Raw genomic sequence first — 21,269 nt, 5'->3', positions numbered from 1 at the left:
CATGCTGCTAATGATCGACAACTACGATTCGTTTACATATAACCTGGTGCAGTACTTTGGCGAACTCGGCGAGGACGTGCGCACCGTACGCAATGACGAAGTCACGCTCGACGCCATCGCGGCGATGAAGCCGGACCATATCTGCATCTCGCCGGGACCGTGCACCCCGCATGAAGCCGGTGTCTCGGTGCCGTTGCTGCAACGCTTTGCCGGCCAGATTCCGATCCTCGGCGTGTGCCTCGGCCATCAGGCCATCGGCGCGGCATTCGGCGGCAAAGTGATCCGGGCACGCGAAGTCATGCACGGCAAGACGTCGCTCATTGCTCACACCGGCGTGAGTGTCTTCAAGGATTTGCCGAGTCCTTACACGGTCACCCGCTATCACTCGCTGGCCATCGAGCGCGCCTCGTTGCCGGCGTGCCTGGAAGTCACCGCCTGGACCGATGACGGCGAAATCATGGGCGTGCAGCATAAGGAATTCAATGTGCATGGCGTGCAATTCCATCCCGAATCGATCTTGTCGGAGCATGGTCACGCGCTACTGCAAAACTTCCTGCGTGGCTGACGTGCCCACCTCCCCTCCATTGACAGGACATGCTATGCCCATCACGCCTCAAGAAGCGCTGCTGCGCTGTATCGACCACCGCGAAATTTTTCATGACGAAATGCTGTCGCTGTTCCGCCAGATCATGCAGGGCGAGATGTCGCCGGTGATGATCGCGGCGCTGACAATGGGCCTGCGCGTGAAGAAAGAAACCGTCGGAGAAATCGCCGCCGCCGCCCAGGTCATGCGCGAGTTCGCCACCAAGGTGCCAATGGCCGACACCACCAACCTGCTCGACATCGTCGGTACCGGTGGTGACGGTGCCCACACCTTCAACATCTCGACCGCCACGATGTTCGTCGCTGCAGCGGCCGGCGCGCGTGTGGCCAAGCATGGCGGACGCAGCGTGTCATCGTCGTCGGGCAGCGCCGATGTACTCGAAGCACTCGGCGCGAACATCAATCTGAAACCCGAACAGATCGCCCAATCGATTGCCCAGACCGGCATCGGTTTCATGTTCGCACCCAACCATCACGCGGCCATGAAACACGCTGCACCGGTACGCAAGGAACTCGGTGTGCGGACCATTTTCAACATCCTCGGTCCGCTGACCAATCCGGCTGGTGCCCCCCATATCCTGATGGGTGTCTTCCACGCCGACCTCGTCGGCATCCAGGTGCGTGTGCTGCAGCGACTCGGTGCGCAACATGCGATGGTGGTCTGGGGTCGCGACAACATGGACGAGATTTCGCTCGGTGCCGGCACCCTCGTTGGTGAGCTGGTCAATGGCGAAATCCGCGAGTACGAAATCCATCCGGAAGACTTCGGTCTGGCCATGGTCGCCAGCCGCAACCTCAAGGTCAGCAATGCGAGCGAATCGCGTCAGAAAATCCTCGAAGCGCTCGACGACACCCCCGGTCCGGTACGCGATATCGTCGCTCTCAATGCCGGCGCAGCGCTGTATGCCGCCGGTATCTCCGCGTCCATCGGCGAGGGGTTGATCGCCGCGCAAGCCGCCATCGCCTCCGGTGCCGCACGTGCCAAGCTGGCGCAATTTGTCAGCGTTACCCAGCAACTAGCCAGCTCCTGAAGCCACGAAAATCATGTCCGATATCCTTACCAAAATCCTCGACGTCAAAGCCGACGAAGTCGCTGCCGCCAAAAAATACCGTGACTTTGCCAGCCTGCGCCGCGAAGTCGAAGCCGATACCGAAGCACGCAGCAATCTGCGCGGATTCGAAGCCAGCCTGCGCCAGAAAATCGCTGCCGGTCAGGCCGGCGTGATCGCCGAAATCAAGAAGGCCTCGCCATCAAAAGGCGTGCTGCGGGTCGATTTCAAGCCCGCCGACATCGCCGCCAGCTACGCACAATTCGGCGCTGCCTGCCTGTCGGTACTGACCGATGTGAACTTCTTTCAGGGCGATCCGGCCTATCTGCGCCAAGCCCGTGCAGCCTGCAGTTTGCCGGCGCTACGCAAGGATTTCATGATCGATCCGTACCAGATTTATGAAGCCCGCAGCTGGGGTGCGGATGCCATCCTGCTGATCGTCGCGGCACTCGATCACGGCTTGATGGCCGAGATGGAAGCCGTCGCGCACGAACTGGGAATGGGCGTGCTGATCGAGGTGCACAACGCGGACGAACTGACCGCCGCGCTGCGTCTCAAGAGCGCGCTGCTCGGCGTGAACAACCGCAACTTGCGTACCTTCGAGACTTCGCTGCAAAACACCATCGACCTGCTGCCGCGCATCTCGCCGGACAAGCTGGTCATCACCGAGTCGGGCATCGTCACCACCGACGATGTCAAGCGCATGCGCGATCACGACGTCAATGCGTTCCTGGTCGGAGAAGCCTTCATGCGCGCCGCCGATCCGGGATTCGAACTGAACCGGCTCTTCGCCTGAACCGGGAATTCAACCGAGCCAGGCACGCCGCAATTTGACCGCAGCGGCGGGCTTGTCCAGCAACGACAAGGTGTTGGCCGGGGCATCATCGAGTGCGAGTTTGACGTTGAATGTCATCAGCTCGTCGCGCCGGAATGCATGCACTGCCACCTTGTCACCAGCGCGATAGCGTCGCAGCAAATCGGCCAGATTGGTGGCATTGACGCGTAATCCGTCGATGGCCACCAGCACATCGCCGGCCGACAGACCGGCCCGGTGCGCGACGCCTTTTTCATAGACGCTGGCGAGCTTGCAGTCATTGCCGTCGCGGGCAGTACGCACACCTAGCGCCACCACTCCCGATGCCTTCTTTGCGGCGAACACGACACCGAATGGCGCGAGCACGTCGGCCAGTGGCAAGTCGGTCGTACCGCGTACCGCACGGTCGAGCAGGCGCTTGAGCTTGAGGCCGCTGGCTTCGTCGATCAATGCCTCGACTTCGGCCTCGGTGACGCCACGGCCAGTCTCGAAAAAGTCGCGGCCATAGCGCTGCCACAACAACCGCATCACATCATCGAGTGACTTCTTGCCGGCTGTTTCGGCACGAATGGTCAGGTCCAGCGTCAGTGCGACTAACGAACCCTTTGTGTAGTAGCTGACGATCGCGTTCGGCGCATTTTCATCCTGCCGGTAGTATTTGATCCACGCATCGAAACTCGAATCCGCCACCGATTGCTTGCTGCGGCCACTGCCACGCAGCACGCTGTCGATGGTCTTGCCAAGCAACGTGAAGTAGGCAGCGTCATCGATGACACCGCTGCGTACCAGCATCAGGTCATCGTAATAACTGGTGAACCCTTCAAACAACCAGAGCAGCGAGGTATAGCTTTCGCTGGCCAGCGCATACGGCGCGAAGGCAGCTGGCTTGATGCGCTTGACGTTCCAGGTATGGAAATATTCGTGGCTGCACAGACCGAGGAAGGTGCGGTAACCGTCGTTCAGTTCGGGCTGGCCAAGCACTGGCAAGTCGGCCCGCTTGCAGATCAATGCGGTCGACGCGCGGTGCTCAAGTCCGCCATAGCCATCGCCGACCGCCAGCGTCATGAACAGATAACGCGCCATCGGTGCGCGTTTGGAGTCGGGTTCAAACAGGCCAATCTGCGCTTCGCAAATCCGGGTCAGGTCAGCCTGCAGTCGCGCCATGTCGAGGTTTGGAACATTGCCGGTGATGACGATATCGTGCGGTACGCCATGCGCGACAAACGTCGCCAGGGCAAAGGACCCCAGCTCGACCGGATGGTCGATCAACTCATCATAATTCGCTGCGACATAAGTGCCGAAACCCAGACGTCTCGCATCGAGTTCGGGCAATGCGGTAGCGACGCGCCAGTTCTGGCAAGCCACGTCGTCCGGCTTGACGATATCGACGACGTGCGGCACGCCGTCCTGCCCTGCCACTTGCAGGAACACGCTGGTGCCATTGAAAAATCCATGCGTCTGATCAAGATGCGCCGCACGTACCGACAAGTCCCACGCATAGACGTCGTAACTGACGACGAGCGCACCGCTGCAGGCAGCCGCTTGCCAGCTGTGCTTGTCACGCTTGCGCAGGATGACTTTCTTGCCACCCGAGCTGGCCCGGATCTGCACGATATTGCGGGCGAATTCGCGGATCATGTAGCTGCCCGGAATCCATGCCGGCAGACTCAGCAACTGGCCCGCCGGGTCGGGCCGGGCAATGGTCAGCGTGACTGCGAACAAGTGAGCGCCGAGATCGCGCGCGACGATGGTGTAATGAATCGGATGGGTCGTATCGTTGTTCACATCAGCTCCTGACATTGGCAGCGAGGAAGGTCACGAGCAATGCCGAGACGACTACGCAAGTAAGTTTGAAACGCAGACCGATAAACCAGCCCGGAATGTCGTACCACTGGTACAGGCGCTTGTCGATCTGGTAGGCGGCGATGAAGCCGGCCATCAGTACCGCAAAACCCACACCAATTTCGATCCGCGAGGCCAGCAGTGCAATCAGCGATGGCGTCACACCCCAGATCAGAGCGCGCTTGGTCTGATCGATAGTGAGCAACTTGACGGTCAGCGCCGCTCCCCAATGAATACCCCCGAGGAACGAGAGAATGGCAATCCCGTAAGCCAGCTGCGCCTTGATCAGATAACCGAGCCAATCGGGATGCACCAGCCAGCAGCCGAGCGACAACAACACAAATGGAATCAGCCCGGCAAATCCGAGCCGGAATGCCAGCCGCTGGTTAAAAAAATTGATGTTCATGCAGAAAATTTCCAGAGGTGGAAGGGACAGGCAGGATCATACAAGAGCTGCAGAACTAACCACTTTTTTGCAGGTCGTCCGGCGTGTCGATATCAAAAAAGATGCCGGGATCATCCACTTCGACCTCGACCACAGGATTGGCCCTGACCACTTCGCGCGCACCTCGATCGCCGTGCATGCCCAGTAGTGCCTGCTGGTGCAAGCGACTGAATCCGACCGGATTGCCGCGCCGCCCCTGATGCACGGGGACTGCAATATCGGCACCATTGCGAATTGCCAGATCAAGCGCGACGATGGTCGACGACTTCACGTGCGGCATGTCGGCCAGCGCCACAATCCAGCCCGGCGCGGCCGCACTGCTGCGCACGCCATGTGCCAGCGTGTGACCCATACCGGCAGCGGCATCGGCACAGCAACTGGTAGCAAAGCCGGACTGATGCAGCAAGGTCATCAGCCGCAAGGCATCGGGATGCACCACGACCAGCATGCTGGTTAATGCCAGCGCGAGCCGTTGCGCCGAACGCACGGCGACATGCTCGCCCTGCGGCATGATCTGCAGCAGTTTGTCCTGCAAGCCACTTGGATCAAAACGGCGGCCACGCCCTGCCGCAAGCAGGAGTCCGGTGCAATGCATCGTCGTGCGCCGTCAGGCCAGGTCGAATGGCAACTTGCGCAAGCGCTTGCCACTGAGCTTGGCCAATGCATTGGCGAAGGCCGGTGCCAGTGGCGGCAAGCCGGGTTCGCCCATGCCGGTCGGTGCATCGCCCGAAGCGACAATATGCACGGCCACCTTCGGCATGTCGGACATGCGTGCAACGACATAATCGTTGAAGTTGTTTTGCTCGACCACGCCATCCTTGAGCGTCACGGCTGCACCGGCCAGTGTGGTACCCAATCCCATCAGAATCGCCCCCTGCACCTGGGCCTCGATCGTCAGCGGATTGACCGCCAGGTTGCAATGCACGCCGGCGGTCACCGAATGCAGCTTGGGCTTGCCATCTGCCATCGAGGCCACCACGACGTAGGCCACCACCGAGTTGAATGACTCGTGGATCGCCACGCCAAAGGCCTGGCCTGCTGGCAGCTTGGTCTTGCCGTAACCGGACTTGGCCACCGCAAGGTCAAGTGCTGCCAGATGACGCGGATGCTTGTCACCAATGAGCTTCTTGCGATAGGCCACCGGATCGGCACCGGCCATCTGGGCGGCTTCATCGATCAGTGTCTCCATCACGAAACCCGTATGGGTCGAGCCGACCGAACGCCACCACAGCACGGGCACGTTGGCCGTGACATTGTGAACCGACAGGTTCATTGGCAATCCGTAGGGCACACCCATGCCTTCGGTCATCGTGGAGTCAACTCCGTCCTTGACGGCGAAGGCTTCAAAAGGCGTTCCCATCATGATCGACTGGCTCACGATCGTGTGATTCCAGGCCACGATATCGCCCTTCTCGTCGAGCCCGATTTCGGCCCGATGGACTGTAGCCGGACGGTAATATCCGCCCTTGATGTCATCTTCCCGACTCCAGATCACTTTGATCGGGCTGGTTTTCCCGGCGGTTTTCCAGGCCTTGGCAACCTGTACCGCTTCAACGATAAAGTCCGAGCTTGGCACCGCGCGCCGGCCAAAACCGCCACCGGCCATCATCGTGTTCAAGGTTACCTGCTCGACTTTCATGCCCGCCGTACGTGCAATCGCACCTTGGTCAACGGTCTGGAACTGGGTGCCCGCCCAGACTGTGCAGCGATCGGCCTTCAAGTCGACGATGCAGTTCAACGGTTCCATCGGCGCGTGCGCCAGATACGGAAACTCATAGTCTGCCGTGATTTTTTTCGGTGCCGTCGCGAGCTTGCCGATGTCGGCCTTGAGCGCGACCGTACCGGGCTTTTGCGCCAACTCCTTGTAAGCAATCAGTTGCTTGTCGCTGCTGATTTTTTCGACCGCACTGGTATTCCACTCGATGACGAGCGCGTCGCGCCCGGTCTTCGCCGGCCAGTAGCCGTCAGCGATCACAACGACGCCGCTCCCACCGCGATCGGTTGGCACTTCCAGCACGGCCAGCACGCCCTTGACCGCCAATGCCTTGCTCGCATCGAATTTGCCGACCTTGCCGCCAAATACCGGCGGACGTGCGACGACGGCGACTTTCATGCCGGGCACGCTGGCATCAATCCCAAACACTTGCTCGCCGGTTGATTTGGCACGAGCATCAATTCGTGGCGTCGGCTTGCCGATGATCCTGAAGCTCTTTGGATCTTTCAGCGCGACTTTTTCCGGCATCGGCTGCTTCATCGCAGCGTCGGCCAGCGCGCCATAGTTCGCCTTCTTGCCGCCGGGGCCGATGACGACACCCTTGGCGGTACTGCACTGAGCAGGCTTGACTTGCCATTGTTCGGCTGCGGCTGCGATGAGCATGGCCCGAGCGGTTGCGCCGATTTCACGGTACTGCGTGTAGGAGTGGGCGATGGTGCCGGAGCCGCCGGTCATTTGCATGCCGAATACCGGATCTTTGAAAACGTCGGCGGCAGGTGCCAGCTCGCTACGGACTTTGGTCCAGTCGCAATCGAGTTCTTCGGCGATCAGCATTGGCAGGCTGGTGTTGACACCCTGGCCAAATTCAAGACGGTTGACCGCCACGGTAATGGTGTTGTCGGGAGCAATCCGCAAAAAGGCGTTGGGCGCATACACCGCTTTCAGTGCCTGCGCGTTGGCCAGCTTGTTCGCGCCAGGCACGAAGAAGCCGAGCAACAAGCCACCGCCCACCACACCGGAAACTTTCATGAAACTACGGCGCGACACCGCGATTGAGGCCGGGCTTGCTTCGCCGGCACCAACGGGGCCAGCCTGATTTATCCATTCAGTACGCATTTGATTCTCCGAAAAGTGACAGGGCTCAGGCCAGCGCTTTTGACGCATCCTTGATCGCCGCGCGAATGCGCTGGTAGGTGCCGCAACGGCAGATATTGCCGCTCATGGCGGCGTCGATATCGGCATCGGAAGGTGATTTGTTAGAACGCAGCAAGGCGGTGGCTGTCATGACCTGGCCGCTCTGGCAGTAACCGCATTGCGGCACGTCAAGCTTGACCCAGGCCGCTTGTACCGCCTTGCCGATCGGATCGGCCTGCATGGCTTCGATGGTCGTGATCTTCGCACCGGCAGCCGCCGAAATCGGCGTCACGCAGGACCGGATTGGCTGGCCATTCAGATGGACGGTACAGGCACCGCACAGCGCCGCGCCGCAGCCGAACTTGGTGCCAGTCATATCGAGGTTATCCCGCAATGCCCACAAAATCGGAGTGGAAGGATCGGCATCGACCTGCATGTCTTTACCGTTGATATTGAGTGTGACCATGGCGTACTCCGTATGGTGAGGTGTGCTTGCGCTGACGCAGCGCGTTGGTTCGGTGGAATATAACGGATTTTATCGGGAGCCGGCGAAGCATCCCCCCGTTATTTCATGAATTGTGCGCGATTATTGCGTCGCGAGCTTGGCTTCCAGCCCCTTGGCATCCATCGCGCCGGGCACCCGGCTGCCATCGGCAAAGAAGATGGTTGGTGTTCCCGTGATGCGCAGCTTTTGTCCCAGCGCGAATACTTTTTCATTTGGCGTAGGGCATGCGACCGGCGCTGCGGCAGCTTCCTTGCCACGTAACATCCAGTCATCCCAGGCCTTGTTACGATCTGCAGCACACCAGACATTCTTGGCCTTCACGCCAGAGTCGTCGGACAAAATGTTGTAGAGAAAGGTATAGACAGTCAGGTTATCGACCCCTTGCAGGTTCTGTCGGAAGCGCTTGCAATAGCCGCAATTGGGATCCTCGAACACGGCAATGATCCGCTTGCCGTCACCCTTGACCGTTTTGATGGCCATCTCCAGTGGCAAGTCAGAGAACTTGACGCGGCTGACCTCGTCGATGCGCGCCTTCGTCAGATCTTTGAACGTCTTGCTTTCCATCACGCGGCCAACGAACAGGTAGTTCGCTTGCTCGTCGGTGTACAGAATGTCGCCACCGACATGCAATTCATAGAGTCCGCCATACGGCGTCTTGCGGACGGATTCGACGACGGCTCCCTCCCCCAGGCGCGGCTCGATGAGCTTCTTGATTTTGGCTTCCTGCGGTGTTTCAGCGCAAGCAACCAGGGTCGACAGGGTCAGCGAAGCAGCGAGTACAGACTTGAAAAAGTTCATGCAGTTAATTCCAGTAATGGGGTTGTGTACGCGGGATAAGGCAATCACTTGGTGCCTCCGGCAGCATGCGACATCAGGCGTCTTTTTATGACAGGCAACTTGTTGAGCAAGTTCAATCCAAGATTGCGAACCAGTCGCAGCGGTTCGAACTGCGACGAAAACAATCGCTGCAATCCGTCGGTCGCCATCTGCATCATCAGCACTTCTTCCTTGCGCGAACGCGCGTAACTTTGCAACAGACGGGCCTCACCACAATCGCGTCTGGCTTCGCTGCCAGACAAGACACGCAACAACGCAGCGACATCACCGAAACCCAGGTTCATCCCGTGCCCTGCCATCGGATGGATGACATGCGCGGCATCCCCAACCAGGGCGATACGCGGAGCGACAAACTGATGCGCACGGATTAACGCCAGCGGAATCGCGTGAACCCGTTCCGGCACCATCGGCAGCAACTGGCCAAACGGCTGACCGGGTAATGCCGTCAAGCGTGCGGCCAACTGCTGCGGCGACTCGCTCATCAGTGTTGCCGCGAGCGCATCCGGTGCCGACCAGACCAGCGAGACGCGCTGCCCTGACAACGGCAGCAATGCGATGATTCCTTCGGTGGAAGTGAACCACTGGTAAGCGACTCCTTGATGGGCAACGCTGCAATCAAAGTTGCTGACGACGGCGCGCTGTCCGTAAGGCCGGTAGTCGATCCCGATATCTGCATGGTTCCGCACCCAGGAATGGGCACCGTCAGCACCAATGACCAACGCAGCCGTCAATCTGGTGCCATCGGCCAGATGAATATGCGCACCGTCTGCCTCGACCTGCAACTGGTCAACCGTACCGCTGACCAGCGTCACATCCCGAGAAAAGCGCAGTGCCGCATCGAGTGCCTGATCAAGATTACGGTGCTCGACAATCCAGGCCAGTGCCGCGACATGCGCTCCGTAGGCGTCGAACTCGATCTTGCCGGCATGGTCGCCATCGCCGATGACCACCATTGCATCAATGGCCGCAATGCGTTCAGCGTCCAGCGCGTCCCACACTTTCAGTGAAGTCAGCAAATCGCGCGCCACCTCGTTCAATGCATAGACCCGCAAGTCCCAGGTCGCAGGTGCGCTTGCTGCCACGGGCGGAGCGGGAGGACAAAGCAGCGACACCCGGAATCCCGCCTGCGCCAATCCGAGCGCTGCGGTTTTTCCTATGGTGCCATTGCCGATAACGCAAATGTCGGTATGCATGTAGCTCGATCAAAAGAGGTTGGTATAAAAGTAGCTCCACGATTATAGCGGCTGGTCAAAAATTAGATTTTCCTGCCAGCTTGCAAAATCCGAAAGACTTGCTATAATTTCGCACCTTGGCCTGGTAGCTCAGTCGGTAGAGCAGAGGATTGAAAATCCTTGTGTCGGTGGTTCGATTCCGCCCCGGGCCACCAAGAAATAGTTCTTACATAACGCCAACCTTCGCAGGTTGGCGTTTTTGTTTGTGGGGCGGAAAGCGTGCGTGTCCAGTCTATTTCCGGTATTGTTCAGAAGGCAATCAGCGTTCAATGACGGAGTCTCGAGGATGAAAGAAGCGCCCCGCATCATTATCATCGCAGGCCCGAACGGCGCTGGGAAAACCACATTCGCACGCGAATTTCTGCCGGGCGAAGCTGCCTGCCCCGTGTTCATCAATGCCGACTTAATCGCTGCAGGAATTGCGCCGTTTGCACCCGAAACGGCATCACTACGAGCCGGGCGCTTGATGTTGCAGGAATTGACACGCCACTTTGACGCACGCACCAGTTTCGCCTTTGAAACGACTCTTTCAGAGTCGGGGCTACTTGCGTCTGATTGACGAATGGCAAATGGCTGGCTATCGCATCAAACTTATTTTTCTCCAATTGGCGAGCGCTGAAGAAGCCATTGCTCGTGTCGCGCAAAGGGTCAGACAAGGCGGCCATCACATCCCGGAAGAAGTGATTCGCCGTCGCTTTATTGCCGGAAAAAATAATTTTGAACAACTCTATGCGCCCATCGTGGACGCTTGGGCTTTGTATGACAAAGCCGGTTCCGTGCCGGCCCTCATCGACTGGAGCGAACGATAATGAACAAACAACCCATTGAACAGGCCATGGACCGCGATCTGCGCCTTTCGCAAGTCGCCATGCAAAGGGCAGTCCAGCGTGCGCATGATCTAGCAAGAGCAACCGGCACATCCATCGTCGTCAGTCACGATGGTGTCATCGAATACCTGAAACCTCATGTGCAGGTAATTTCAGCGAATAAATAAGCATGAAGATTGAAAAGCCTTTTGTCGGTGGTTCGATTCCGCCCCGGGCCACCAATAGATTCACCATTTAGCCCGCCCTTAACCAGGCGGGCTTTTTGTTGTGCTGGTTCCGCGTACTCCACTTTACTCAGCAAGCATATTGTTTGATCCAGCGACGAATCGCGGTCTCGCCACTATCCATACTTCGGCTGTTCCGAGTGGTCGTCAGCCGCTGTTTCTTGATCATGCGAACGACCTCCAGCTTCAGGCTGATGTTGAACTGTCGGCGTTGCTTTTTATTGATTTTTCCTCTGGGGGTGGAGATTTCCAGCTATCGAGGTCAGTGCCTGCAGTTCATACGGCACGCGCCATCACTGACATAGATAGCGAACAACAGCATACCGGCCCTGGCCTGTACTTGATCAATGGCACGCGTATCGAGTACACCGATATGAGTAAAACTGTCTTAGCCAGGAGCCTGTGTTCTCTAGAGAAAATTCTTCAGAGGATTTTGATTTGGCGCTGCAGCAGCTTCTTCCAAGCAGAAATATTCGCCCGACGAAAGACGAACAATCCTCAATTCCCTCAATAAGCCTTGGCCAAAAATGACAGTGACAAGCCGTGTGCCAATGACGAGGTCTTCTGGTGATAAGCCGGACGCTCCCAGCAATTGAACCCGTGATCGACGCCTGGATAGACCTCAATTACCGCCGTTTTCACTTCGGCGAATGCTTCCTGAACCGCTTTCACTGCCGCAGGCGCAATGTAGTGATCATTTTCTGCAAAATGTATCAGGATCGGACAGGTCACCTTGTCGACCAGATTCAGATGCTCCTCGATGGATCCCGGGTAGTAACACACAGCGGCATCGACGCCGGCGCTAGCTGCGCTGAGGTAGGACAGCAAGCCGCCCATACAGTATCCCAGCGAAGCCACCTTGCCATTACATTGTGGCAGTGCACGTAATGCGCTGACCGTTGCCGTCAAATCCTGTATCGCCAGCGGGAAATCCGTGTTTTGCATGAAACCGATTGCCGCACCGAAATCGGTTTCGGTATAACCAAGGTCGACGCCCGGTTGCTGACGCCAGAACAGGTCCGGTGCAAGCACCACGTAGCCGTCAAGCGCGTATTGGTCGGCCACTGCCTTGATATGGCCGTTAACACCGAAAATTTCCTGAATCAGCACAATGCCCGGACCAGCTCCTGTCGGCGGTAGCGCCAGGTAACCCTGAAAAGTTTGTCCGTCATGGCTGGCAATATCAATCATTTGAGATGTCATGGTGTCATTTCTTTCAAAATGTGAGGAAGTGATGGGGATGTGGTCCGCCGGCGTCGTGAGTTCCGTCGCGACAGGCAGCTGGGCCATTCCTGCGCCGAGCCGCAAAGCCCGATGAAGTCTAGGGTATTCGGACTATTCGTGCTGGATCGATTACAAAGACGCCGGCACATCCCCAGGCCCGTCGCCGCCCCGATGCAGACAGCCAGCGCAAATTGCGCCCTGTAACGTACACCGCTTCATACACCTTGGCATCAACAAATACACGGCTGAAATACCCGATTGCCAATACGCCAGCCCTTATTTATAACAGCATCCCGACCAGTGACTTCACACGACCTGAATTACAGGGTGTGCCCCCAAAAAAATAGCCCGGCAAGTTGCGGGCTATTTCTATTTAAACTTATCAGCTCAAGCACTGGTCTTCAGCTTGGCAACCCGAGGGGCCCGTTCCGGGATCAGGTCAGGTGGTAGTCGGCCCTTTTGGGCCAGCAACTTGATGAAATCCTGCACGATCTGACGATGGTGCATGTCCAGCTCCATGAAGTCAGCAATCAGTTTCGATTGCGCCGATTCGGAAGCGCCGCTGTTCTGGGGAGCCGAGATCACCGCATTATCTTCCGGCCCGCCAAAACGTAACCACTCTGCAGTAACGCCCAGCCAGTTGGAAAGGGCGCGTAACTTATCCTGAGTTGGGATAGATTCACCAACCAGCCATTTTCTGGCTGCATGGACGGTAATCGGACTACCTGAAAACCGGAAGTTGAATTCGCGAGACAAATAAGTCGGATGGTTCGCAGCATGATTGGCGTTGCGTAACGCCAGTTGCAAGCGAGCACTGAAGGCAGTGCGTTCGGTGGATGTTTTCATTTTATGCAATTCCGGAGGCAGTTTTTAGGCATCGACACATACACATGGTCCAGTCGTCGTTTTCAATCATGTTCCGCCTTCTACTACCGAAAGGTAGCAGAAGCTCCCGATGGATACGAGAAATATTTCTTGGTAACCCGAGCATACAGCATGTACCTCACCGAATACTATTAGTTTCAATAAATGACCAATAATTTGAAATCTGTCGTTTTGGTTTGTTTTACCAGTTTGAAGGGCTTGCGAGAGGACACACTCTTTTTCAAGAGCAGAACTCCTTTGACAAACTCCCGTTGACCGGTCTGTTGCATAAATGAACTATCCGAATGAAATGTCAATTTTTATTGTGAACTTTTGTTAAAGCAAAACGAAAAAAATCCCATGTTTAACAAAAGTTGGTAGATTGTTGGCAACTAATCCTGAAGACCCTTTGTGAACGCCCGCCTATGAGAATTGCCGTCCTTGATGATGACCGTACACAAACCGACCTGGTATGCCAAGTCCTGACGGCTGCTGGTCATGTCTGCCATCCGTTTCAAAGTGGCAAAGAAATGCTGAACCAGCTTCGTCGGGAAAGTTTTGACATGCTGATCATCGACTGGCAAGTACCTGACCTGAGCGGCGCTGACGTCTTGCGCTGGGCGCGCGAAAAATTGCCCGCCGTCTTGCCCGTTCTTTTCATGACCAGTCGTTCCGGTGAAGATGACATCGTCGCTGGCCTGGCTGCGGGAGCGGACGACTACATGATCAAGCCGATCCGGCGTGGAGAATTGGTTGCACGGGTGCAAGCATTGTTGCGGCGTGCTTATCCGACTCAAAACACGATCGAGCAAATTCAGTTCAGTCACTACATTTTTGAACCGCGTACCGGTCGCTTGCTCGATCATGGCGAAGCGGTGGAACTGACACAAAAAGAATTCGACCTGGCCTTGCTCCTGTTTCGAAATCTGGGACGACCGCTGTCTCGCGCCTATATTCTTGAAGCGGTTTGGTCACGCGACGTTGAAATTCCGTCGCGTACGATGGATACCCACGTATCGCGGGTGCGTACCAAATTAAAATTACGCCCAGAAAATGGTTTCCGGCTTGCACCGGTTTATAGTTACGGCTACCGTCTGGAACAAGTCTCCGGCTAACGAGTCAGTTGCAGTGAAGAAAACGCATGCATGCAACCACAACAGGCTGGCTCAGGATAGGTTTACTGGTATCGGTTGCATTGCTATCCTCGCCGCGGGCACAGTCGGCGGAAGCGAATGACGGACTGCTAGTGTCCGCCTCCGACATTACTGTCACCGCTCGTCAGGGCGACACCCTGTCCTCGATCGCCTCGCAATTTACCAAGGCAACCAGTAACTGGATTGCCATCGGAAAACTCAATCACATCAGCAAAGACACCAGCGTTCCAGTGGGCAGTGCCATTGTCATCCCGGCCAGCTTGCTGCCTGACGAACCCGGAGAAGCCCGCGTCATCATGGTGTCCGGCAAAGTCACGGCGATGGGTACCGACAAACAATCTGTGAAACTGAAGGTCGGCAGCCAGTTGACCGAGGGCATGCAGATTGAAACCGCAAGCAACAGTTTTTTGACGCTGGGCTTATCGGATGCGTCTCGCGTTTCACTGCCGTCGAATACCCGCATCAGACTGTCTGTCTTGCGCATGGCCCGATACACCCGCAGTCCACGAACCGAAATCACCATACTCGGTGGCAAAGTTGAATCGCAAATCAGCCCGCTCGCACCCAGCATGGGACGCTTCGAGATCCGCACGCCGCTGGCAATGGCCGGCGTGCGCGGCACGTATTTCCGCGTCGGTCTGCTCGCCGATGGCACGACGGCCACTGAATTGCTGTCCGGTGCCGTCGAAGTCAGTCGGCGAACGCCAGGTCCCGGCGTCACCTTGCAAGCTGGACAAGGCAATATCGTCAGTGCCGCCATGGCTGGATTGCCAGTAGCGCTGCTGGAGGCGCCGCAACTGAACGGCCAAGCCGCGATGCTGCCAGGTCGTATTGCCCAGTTCAAGACCAGCACGCTAGCGGGTGCCAAGGCCTATCACCTCCAGATCAGTACCGATGCCAGGGGTGAGGACCTGTTCGCCGAAACGCGGTCTACCGGCAATCCGATCCAGCTCGGCGGTATCGATGCGGGTGACTACTTCGTACGTATCTCGGCCATCGATGCCATGGGATTGGAAGGTTTTTCTCGTATCGTGCCAGTCAGCCTGCGCCCGCCTCCCTCTGCGGAGAGTCCGACACCGATACCTTCGGCACCGACAGTCGACTTCAGCGATAGCCGCCAATTCCAGCTCAGCTGGCGTAGTCCGACCGCTGCCGGGTTCAATCTCCAGGTCGCTCGCGATGTCAGGTTCAGCTGGCTCCAGTTCAACACCACTAGCAAAAAACCGCTGCTGATGCTGCCGCGTCCACCATTCGGTACCTACTTTACCCGCGTGCAAATTCGCAATAGCGATGGCAGCACAGGTCCGTATTCGGCAACGCAGAGTTTTGTCGTGACCGATCAGTGGATCATCCATGAAGGCGAACCGATCGCGTCACAATCAGACTGGCCCCGCTAACGCATCATGCCCATCCGCTCCTTCCTGCACATGCCGCAACTGACGGCAATGAAAAATTATTTTGCGCTGCGCGAATGGATCACGATGTTGCTGGTGATGCTGTTGCTGGCTGCCGGACTGGGCTGGCAAAACGGTCTGGGACGACTCGACCTGACGATCTATGACCAGCTTATTTCTGCCAGTCCCCGGCCTGCCCGCGAGGACATCATCATCGTTGCCATCGATGATTACAGCCTGGCTGAACTGGGTCGCTGGCCGTGGCCGCGCGAGCGACATGCGCAGCTGATCGACCAGCTCAGTGCGGCGCAACCACGCGCCATTGGCCTCGACGTGATCCTGTCGGAGCCCGAACCGGCACCCCGGCTTGGTGATATGGCACTGCAGGCAGCGATGGTCCGCAGCAAGCGCGTGATTCTGCCGGTGGTCATTACTGAGAACGGCGTCGACCACACCGCCACACCGCCGATAGCGGAATTCGCCCAAGTCGCCAAGGGCCTGGGTCATATTGGCATGGTCATCGATCCGGACGGCGTCTTGCGTAGCGCGTTTCTCGATGAAACCAGCGCGCGCGGGACCTGGCAGCATTTCGCCGCGATGATCGGCAGCGACCAGTTGCCTGCTTCCCGTCACCGCGAGCGACCAATGCTCATTCCCTATGCCGGCAGCAGCGGGCATGTGATGTCGGTGCCTTACGCCGCGGTACTGCGCGGCGAAGTTCCGGCGGCCTTCTTCACAAATAAATACGTGCTGATCGGTGCGACGGCCGTCGGCATGACTGATGCCTATCCGACACCGCTATCGGGCGAAGCCGGCGGCATGCCCGGAGTTGAAATCAGCGCCAATATTCTGGCCAGCCTGCTCGATGAACGCTCGCTAGTCGCCGCACGCCCCTGGCAAACTGCGCTGCTGAGCGGCCTTCCGGTATTGCTGGCGATGCTGGGCTACCTGTTTCTGTCACCGAGGACGGGATTACTGGCGACGGCCGGATTACTTCTGACTAGCCTGGCTGTCGCATTACTGGCCTTTCGGCTGGGGCTGTGGATACCGCCGGCGGCGGCCTGTATTGCCCTGATCATCGCTTATCCTCTGTGGAGCTGGCGCAGACTCGATGCGGCCATCAGCTATCTGAGCCAGGAATTCGGCCGACTCGACAGCGAACCGCATTTATTGCCCGAGCAGCGTCAGCGCGAACCACGCAATACCGACGTGCTGGAGCGGCGCATCAATGCGATGAAAAACGCTGCGCGGCGAGTACGTGACTTGCGCAAGTTTGTCTCCGACAGCATCGACAGCCTGCCCGATGCCACGCTGGTGACGACGGTCGATGGCTATGTCCTGTTATCGAACAAGCATGCGGTCGATTACTTTGGCCGCGTCGGCTTCAAGACCATCAACGGCGCGTTGCTGCCCTACCTGTTTGCGACGCCGGGCCAAACCGTCCCGCATGCGTTCGATCCCGACCTCGAAGGGCCGTTCGACTGGTGGGACCTGCTCGATCCCAAGCGTGCCGCGACCTTCGCCGACGGCATCGGCTATCGCAACGAGGCGGGTGCCGAACTGCTGGTACGCAGCGCAGCATGCCGCTCGAACGAGGATGTGCTGACCGGCTGGATCGTCAGTATTGTCGACATCTCGGCAATCAAGTCGGCCGAACGCAGCAGGGATGAAACCCTGCGGTTCCTGTCGCACGACATGCGTACCCCTCAGGCATCCATCCTGGCGCTGCTGGAATTACAGGCTGATCCGACATCGGCATTGCCGGAAGCGGAGCTGTTTTCCCGCATCGACAAGGCATGCCGAAAGACACTCGGACTAGCCGATAATTTTGTCCAGCTCGCTCGCGCCGAGTCTCATGAATACCGTCTGGAGGAGCATGATTTTCAGGACATCGTGTTCGATGCCACCGATGAAATGTGGACCCTGGCCAGCAGCAAAAAAATCCTGATTCGCAACGAGCTCACCAGCGAACACTTCGCGGTCCGCGTTGATCGCGGGCTGATGACACGGGCTTTCACCAACCTGCTCTCGAACGCGATCAACTACAGCCCGGAAGGAACCGTCATTACCTGCGCATTACGGCAACGCACGACCCTGCTTGGCACGCTGGTCGTCTGCGACATCACCGATCAGGGCTACGGCATTGCGGCGTCCGATCAGGTCAAACTGTTCCACCGGTTCCAGCGCGTTGACCAGCCCAACCAGCCGCGCCACGATGGTATTGGTCTCGGACTGGTCTTCGTCAAAACCGTGATCGAACGCCATCATGGCGAAATTTCATTTACCAGCAAGGTCGGCCTGGGTACCACCTTCACCGTGGTGTTACCGGTGATCAGTGTGCACACCTGACAGGTCATCGCGCATCCCACGCTATAATGACTTCTCACAAAGCAAGCCGGTCCATCCATACAATGCAATTGCTCGCTCTCGGACTCAATCACACCACCGCGCCGCTGTCACTGCGCGAAAAAGTCGCGTTCCCAACTGACCAGATCGGTCAGGCAGTCAGCGCAGCGCGAGCGTGGTTCGGTCGGGACGGCAACCTGCGTATCGGTGACGAAGCCGCCATCCTGTCGACCTGCAACCGCACCGAACTGTACGCCGCCAGCGACCTGCCGGGCGGTGCCGAAGCAGTACTCGATTCGACCGCTCATTTCCTTGCCAGTTATCACAACCTGCCCTATTCCGAATTGCGTCCGTTCCTGTATGCCCGCCCGCAAGACGCAGCCGTGCGACATGCATTCCGGGTCGCGTCCGGCCTCGATTCGATGGTGCTGGGCGAGCCACAAATTCTGGGCCAGATGAAAGAAGCCGTGCGCCAGTCTGATGCAGCCGGTGGCCTGGGCACCTATCTGCACCAACTGTTCCAGCGTACGTTCTCGGTCGCCAAGGAAGTCCGCAGCACGACGGAAATTGGCGCTCACAGCATCTCGATGGCAGCAGCAGCGGTGCGGTTGTCGCAACGGATTTTCGACAGCATCAACGACCAGCACGTGCTGTTCATCGGCGCGGGTGAAATGATTGAATTGTGCGCAACCCATTTTGCTGCACACAATCCGAAATCGATCACCATTGCCAACCGGACGCTGGAACGTGGCCAGGCACTGGCAGAACGATTCGGCGGCAAGTCGATCAGACTGGCCGAGCTCTCCGAAAAACTGGCCGCTTTTGACATCGTCGTCTCGTGCACGGCTTCGGCATTGCCAATCCTCGGTCTGGGCATGGTCGAACGGGCGGTCAAGACTCGTCGTCACAAGCCGATGTTCATGGTCGACCTGGCCGTGCCTCGCGACATCGAACATGAAGTTGCCCGCCTCGATGACGTCTTCCTGTACACCGTCGACGATCTGGGTGCCGTGGTCCAGACCGGCCTCGAAAGTCGGCTGGCGGCAGTATCCCAAGCCGAAGCCATCATCGACACCCGTGTGCAATCGTTCATGCACTGGATCGACCATCGCGCCGTCGTGCCAGTCATTCAGGAGCTGCACGAAACCAGTGAAGTGATGCGCTTGCATGAACTGGAGCGCGCCCACAAGCTGCTGGCACGCGGCGAAGATATCAATGTGGTGCTCGAAGCCCTGTCACGCGGGCTGACCGCCAAGTTTTTGCACGGCCCGCAACATGCATTGAATAACGCCGAGGGGGATGAACGCGCCCGCCTCGCAGCGCTACTGCCGCAATTGTTCCGCAATCGCCGCTAGCCGGTTACGCGTACTGCTCTTCGCTATTCCATGCGCCACCCGGCGTGCGTCTCACCCGCTTTCCAGGATGTCCAATGAAACCATCGATGCTCGTCAAACTTGATCAGCTGGCCGACCGGCTGGGTGAACTCAATGAGCTGCTCACACAAGAAGACCTCGCTTCGGACATGGACAACTATCGCAAGCTGACCCGCGAGCATGCCGAGCTCGGTCCGCTGGTGGCACTGTATGACCGCTTTCGCGTCACCGAAGCCGACATCGCCACTGCACAGGAAATGCTGGCCGATCCGGATATGAAAGATTTTGCGCAAGAGGAAATCCTCGCCGCCCGCGCGCGCGCCGAGCAGATCGAAGCCGACCTGCAAACCATGCTGCTGCCGAAAGACCCCAACGACGAGCGCAACCTGTTCCTCGAAATCCGCGCCGGCACCGGCGGTGACGAATCGGCGCTGTTCGCCGGCGACCTGTTGCGCATGTACACGCGCTACGCCGAGCGCAATCGCTGGCAGGTCGAAATGGTGTCCGAATCGAGTTCGGATGTCGGCGGCTACAAGGAAGTCATCGTGCGGGTCACCGGCAACGGTGCGTATTCGCGACTGAAGTTCGAGTCCGGTGGCCATCGCGTGCAGCGGGTGCCGACGACTGAAACGCAAGGTCGCATCCACACTTCAGCCTGCACCGTGGCCGTCATGCCCGAGGTCGACGAGATCAGCGATGTCGACATCAACCCGTCCGACCTGCGCATCGATACCTATCGTGCCTCTGGTGCCGGCGGCCAGCATATCAACAAGACCGACTCTGCCGTGCGCATCACTCACCTGCCCACTGGCATCGTGGTCGAATGCCAGGACGACCGTAGTCAGCACAAGAACAAGGCGTCGGCACTCAAGGTGCTTGCCGCGCGGATCAAGGATGCGCAAGTGCGCGAGCAGCAATCAAAAGAAGCTGCCACGCGCAAGTCGCTGATCGGTTCGGGCGACCGCAGTGAACGGATACGCACTTATAATTTTCCGCAGGGACGCATGACGGACCACCGCATCAATCTGACGCTCTACAAGCTCGACTTCATCATGGACGGCGACCTCAATGATCTGACTGGTGCGCTGGCAACCGAACACCAGGCTGAACTGCTGGCCGCTTTGGGCGAGGACAATTGATTCTCGCCAGCTTCAGCTACCGTTAAGGTCCCGTACTTTTTTTCCACCGACTTTTTTTCCTTGCCACTCTCATGAAAAACTCAAAACCAATCCTGTTCTGTATCGCGCTGGCGTGTTTCGTTCTGCTTGGCGTGGCGCTCTACTTGCAGATTGTCGAGCGCATGCAACCCTGTCCGCTGTGCATCATCCAGCGTTACGCGTTTGCGGCGATCGCTCTGATCTGCCTGGTGTTTGCCTTGTTGCCACGCGGTGCCAGCGCCACCGGCGCGGGCTTCGCGGCACTGGTTGCGCTGGCTGGCGCGGGCACTGCCGGCTGGCATCTATGGGTCAAGGCCCATCCTGAAATTACCTGCGGTGTCGATCCGCTGGAAACGTCGCTCAATGCGCTGGCACCGGCGAACTGGCTGCCGCTGGTCTTCAAGGCCGACGGCTTCTGCAGCACGCCGTATGCACCGCTCTTCGGACTGTCAATTCCGCAATGGTCACTGGTCTGGTTTGTCGGTTTCGTACTGATACTTGGCTGGATCGCCATCAAGCGCGGCCGCTAGG

The 21,269-nt window shown here is 58.1% G+C and carries 22 protein-coding genes and 1 tRNA gene; 14 read left to right on the top strand and 9 right to left on the bottom strand.

The features are described from left to right. Position 1 precedes the first annotated feature (1 nt). From QN370_RS08475 to trpC, 3 genes are read left to right on the top strand one after another with little or no spacing between them, the layout of a single operon-like run. Entirely contained in the window at positions 2-565 is a 564-nt protein-coding gene (locus QN370_RS08475) for an aminodeoxychorismate/anthranilate synthase component II (protein ID WP_322126153.1), read from the top strand. A gap of 34 nt (positions 566-599) precedes the next feature. Beyond that, positions 600-1,634: an anthranilate phosphoribosyltransferase gene (gene trpD / locus QN370_RS08470; protein WP_322126152.1), complete on the top strand. Its 1,035-nt coding sequence runs from the start codon at positions 600-602 to the stop codon at positions 1,632-1,634. Between the two features lie 13 nt (positions 1,635-1,647). Further along, complete coding sequence (trpC, locus tag QN370_RS08465; protein ID WP_322126151.1) at positions 1,648-2,448, top strand: indole-3-glycerol phosphate synthase TrpC; 801 nt, start codon at positions 1,648-1,650, stop codon at positions 2,446-2,448. 9 nt (positions 2,449-2,457) lie between these two features. Here the strand turns inward: trpC and QN370_RS08460 are convergent, their stop codons facing one another. The 7 genes from QN370_RS08460 to QN370_RS08430 form a co-directional block, all read right to left on the bottom strand. Then, entirely contained in the window at positions 2,458-4,251 is a 1,794-nt protein-coding gene (locus QN370_RS08460) for a M61 family metallopeptidase (protein WP_322126150.1), read from the bottom strand. A gap of 1 nt (position 4,252) precedes the next feature. Then, positions 4,253-4,714 carry a DUF3429 domain-containing protein gene (locus QN370_RS08455; protein WP_322126149.1) on the bottom strand — a complete coding sequence of 154 codons (462 nt, stop codon included), beginning with the start codon at positions 4,712-4,714 and terminating at the stop codon, positions 4,253-4,255. Between the two features lie 55 nt (positions 4,715-4,769). After that, on the bottom strand, positions 4,770-5,348 hold the full coding sequence (locus tag QN370_RS08450; protein ID WP_322126148.1) for a nucleotidyltransferase family protein: 579 nt from the start codon (positions 5,346-5,348) through the stop codon (positions 4,770-4,772). A 12-nt stretch (positions 5,349-5,360) separates the two neighbouring features. Then, positions 5,361-7,583: a xanthine dehydrogenase family protein molybdopterin-binding subunit gene (locus QN370_RS08445; RefSeq protein WP_322126147.1), complete on the bottom strand. Its 2,223-nt coding sequence runs from the start codon at positions 7,581-7,583 to the stop codon at positions 5,361-5,363. Between the two features lie 25 nt (positions 7,584-7,608). Then, positions 7,609-8,067 carry a (2Fe-2S)-binding protein gene (locus tag QN370_RS08440; protein ID WP_322126146.1) on the bottom strand — a complete coding sequence of 153 codons (459 nt, stop codon included), beginning with the start codon at positions 8,065-8,067 and terminating at the stop codon, positions 7,609-7,611. A gap of 120 nt (positions 8,068-8,187) precedes the next feature. Beyond that, a complete protein-coding gene (locus QN370_RS08435) occupies positions 8,188-8,904 on the bottom strand; it encodes a DsbC family protein (RefSeq protein ID WP_322126145.1) in 717 nt (238 codons plus the stop codon). A gap of 44 nt (positions 8,905-8,948) precedes the next feature. Then, positions 8,949-10,136 (bottom strand): FAD-dependent monooxygenase, encoded by a 1,188-nt coding sequence (locus QN370_RS08430; protein WP_322126144.1) that lies wholly within the window; start codon positions 10,134-10,136, stop codon positions 8,949-8,951. A gap of 118 nt (positions 10,137-10,254) precedes the next feature. On the opposite strand from QN370_RS08430, the gene QN370_RS08425 reads away from it, so the two are divergent. The 5 genes from QN370_RS08425 to QN370_RS08405 all read left to right on the top strand — a co-directional run bounded on the left by QN370_RS08425 (position 10,255) and on the right by QN370_RS08405 (position 11,740). Next, positions 10,255-10,330: transfer RNA gene (locus tag QN370_RS08425), tRNA-Phe, on the top strand. Between the two features lie 131 nt (positions 10,331-10,461). Then, a complete protein-coding gene (locus tag QN370_RS08420; protein ID WP_322126143.1) occupies positions 10,462-10,734 on the top strand; it encodes a hypothetical protein in 273 nt (90 codons plus the stop codon). 10 nt (positions 10,735-10,744) lie between these two features. Continuing rightward, complete coding sequence (locus QN370_RS08415; protein WP_322126142.1) at positions 10,745-10,984, top strand: hypothetical protein; 240 nt, start codon at positions 10,745-10,747, stop codon at positions 10,982-10,984. Beyond that, positions 10,984-11,169, top strand: coding sequence for a hypothetical protein (locus tag QN370_RS08410; RefSeq protein WP_322126141.1), 186 nt, complete (start codon positions 10,984-10,986; stop codon positions 11,167-11,169). The genes QN370_RS08415 and QN370_RS08410 overlap by 1 nt, the downstream gene beginning before the upstream one ends. A 139-nt stretch (positions 11,170-11,308) precedes the next feature. Continuing rightward, positions 11,309-11,740 carry a hypothetical protein gene (locus QN370_RS08405; RefSeq protein ID WP_322126140.1) on the top strand — a complete coding sequence of 144 codons (432 nt, stop codon included), beginning with the start codon at positions 11,309-11,311 and terminating at the stop codon, positions 11,738-11,740. Here QN370_RS08405 and QN370_RS08400 read toward each other — a convergent pair. Both QN370_RS08400 and QN370_RS08395 read right to left on the bottom strand, forming a co-directional pair. Beyond that, positions 11,734-12,429: a dienelactone hydrolase family protein gene (locus tag QN370_RS08400; protein WP_322126139.1), complete on the bottom strand. Its 696-nt coding sequence runs from the start codon at positions 12,427-12,429 to the stop codon at positions 11,734-11,736. The two genes, QN370_RS08405 and QN370_RS08400, sit on opposite strands and share 7 nt — an antisense overlap. 408 nt (positions 12,430-12,837) lie before the next feature. Next, the gene (locus QN370_RS08395; protein ID WP_322126138.1) at positions 12,838-13,296 is read right to left on the bottom strand and encodes a hypothetical protein; all 459 of its coding nucleotides are present in this window, start codon (positions 13,294-13,296) and stop codon (positions 12,838-12,840) included. Between the two features lie 443 nt (positions 13,297-13,739). On the opposite strand from QN370_RS08395, the gene QN370_RS08390 reads away from it, so the two are divergent. The 6 genes from QN370_RS08390 (at position 13,740) to QN370_RS08365 (ending at position 21,268) form a co-directional block, all read left to right on the top strand. Next, positions 13,740-14,429 carry a response regulator transcription factor gene (locus tag QN370_RS08390; RefSeq protein WP_322126137.1) on the top strand — a complete coding sequence of 230 codons (690 nt, stop codon included), beginning with the start codon at positions 13,740-13,742 and terminating at the stop codon, positions 14,427-14,429. A 131-nt stretch (positions 14,430-14,560) separates the two neighbouring features. After that, positions 14,561-15,865, top strand: a complete 1,305-nt coding sequence (locus QN370_RS08385; RefSeq protein WP_322126136.1) for a FecR domain-containing protein — start codon at positions 14,561-14,563, stop codon at positions 15,863-15,865. Between the two features lie 6 nt (positions 15,866-15,871). Then, positions 15,872-18,211, top strand: a complete 2,340-nt coding sequence (locus QN370_RS08380; protein ID WP_322126135.1) for a CHASE2 domain-containing protein — start codon at positions 15,872-15,874, stop codon at positions 18,209-18,211. A 62-nt stretch (positions 18,212-18,273) separates the two neighbouring features. Further along, entirely contained in the window at positions 18,274-19,563 is a 1,290-nt protein-coding gene (hemA, locus tag QN370_RS08375; RefSeq protein ID WP_322126134.1) for a glutamyl-tRNA reductase, read from the top strand. A gap of 74 nt (positions 19,564-19,637) precedes the next feature. Continuing rightward, on the top strand, positions 19,638-20,720 hold the full coding sequence (gene prfA / locus QN370_RS08370; protein WP_322126133.1) for a peptide chain release factor 1: 1,083 nt from the start codon (positions 19,638-19,640) through the stop codon (positions 20,718-20,720). A gap of 71 nt (positions 20,721-20,791) precedes the next feature. Continuing rightward, positions 20,792-21,268 carry a disulfide bond formation protein B gene (locus QN370_RS08365; protein ID WP_322126132.1) on the top strand — a complete coding sequence of 159 codons (477 nt, stop codon included), beginning with the start codon at positions 20,792-20,794 and terminating at the stop codon, positions 21,266-21,268. Position 21,269 lies beyond the last annotated feature (1 nt).

This window comes from Actimicrobium sp. CCI2.3, assembly GCF_035019065.1.
In the GTDB taxonomy this organism is placed as follows: domain Bacteria; phylum Pseudomonadota; class Gammaproteobacteria; order Burkholderiales; family Burkholderiaceae_D; genus Actimicrobium.
Note: the sequence above shows the minus strand (reverse complement) of the source record. Positions and strands in the feature narration are given on the sequence as shown.

Coding starts and splice junctions, on each gene's coding strand:
- QN370_RS08420 (WP_322126143.1), top strand. CDS start 10,462: ATGAAAGAAGCGCCCCGCATCATTATCATCGCAGGCCCGAACGGCGCT.
- trpD (WP_322126152.1), top strand. CDS start 600: ATGCCCATCACGCCTCAAGAAGCGCTGCTGCGCTGTATCGACCACCGC.
- trpC (WP_322126151.1), top strand. CDS start 1,648: ATGTCCGATATCCTTACCAAAATCCTCGACGTCAAAGCCGACGAAGTC.
- QN370_RS08440 (WP_322126146.1), bottom strand. CDS start 8,067: ATGGTCACACTCAATATCAACGGTAAAGACATGCAGGTCGATGCCGAT.
- QN370_RS08450 (WP_322126148.1), bottom strand. CDS start 5,348: ATGCATTGCACCGGACTCCTGCTTGCGGCAGGGCGTGGCCGCCGTTTT.
- QN370_RS08445 (WP_322126147.1), bottom strand. CDS start 7,583: ATGCGTACTGAATGGATAAATCAGGCTGGCCCCGTTGGTGCCGGCGAA.
- QN370_RS08455 (WP_322126149.1), bottom strand. CDS start 4,714: ATGAACATCAATTTTTTTAACCAGCGGCTGGCATTCCGGCTCGGATTT.
- QN370_RS08435 (WP_322126145.1), bottom strand. CDS start 8,904: ATGAACTTTTTCAAGTCTGTACTCGCTGCTTCGCTGACCCTGTCGACC.
- QN370_RS08410 (WP_322126141.1), top strand. CDS start 10,984: ATGAACAAACAACCCATTGAACAGGCCATGGACCGCGATCTGCGCCTT.
- hemA (WP_322126134.1), top strand. CDS start 18,274: ATGCAATTGCTCGCTCTCGGACTCAATCACACCACCGCGCCGCTGTCA.
- QN370_RS08390 (WP_322126137.1), top strand. CDS start 13,740: ATGAGAATTGCCGTCCTTGATGATGACCGTACACAAACCGACCTGGTA.
- QN370_RS08400 (WP_322126139.1), bottom strand. CDS start 12,429: ATGACATCTCAAATGATTGATATTGCCAGCCATGACGGACAAACTTTT.
- QN370_RS08430 (WP_322126144.1), bottom strand. CDS start 10,136: ATGCATACCGACATTTGCGTTATCGGCAATGGCACCATAGGAAAAACC.
- QN370_RS08380 (WP_322126135.1), top strand. CDS start 15,872: ATGCCCATCCGCTCCTTCCTGCACATGCCGCAACTGACGGCAATGAAA.
- QN370_RS08415 (WP_322126142.1), top strand. CDS start 10,745: ATGGCTGGCTATCGCATCAAACTTATTTTTCTCCAATTGGCGAGCGCT.
- QN370_RS08395 (WP_322126138.1), bottom strand. CDS start 13,296: ATGAAAACATCCACCGAACGCACTGCCTTCAGTGCTCGCTTGCAACTG.
- QN370_RS08475 (WP_322126153.1), top strand. CDS start 2: ATGCTGCTAATGATCGACAACTACGATTCGTTTACATATAACCTGGTG.
- QN370_RS08365 (WP_322126132.1), top strand. CDS start 20,792: ATGAAAAACTCAAAACCAATCCTGTTCTGTATCGCGCTGGCGTGTTTC.
- prfA (WP_322126133.1), top strand. CDS start 19,638: ATGAAACCATCGATGCTCGTCAAACTTGATCAGCTGGCCGACCGGCTG.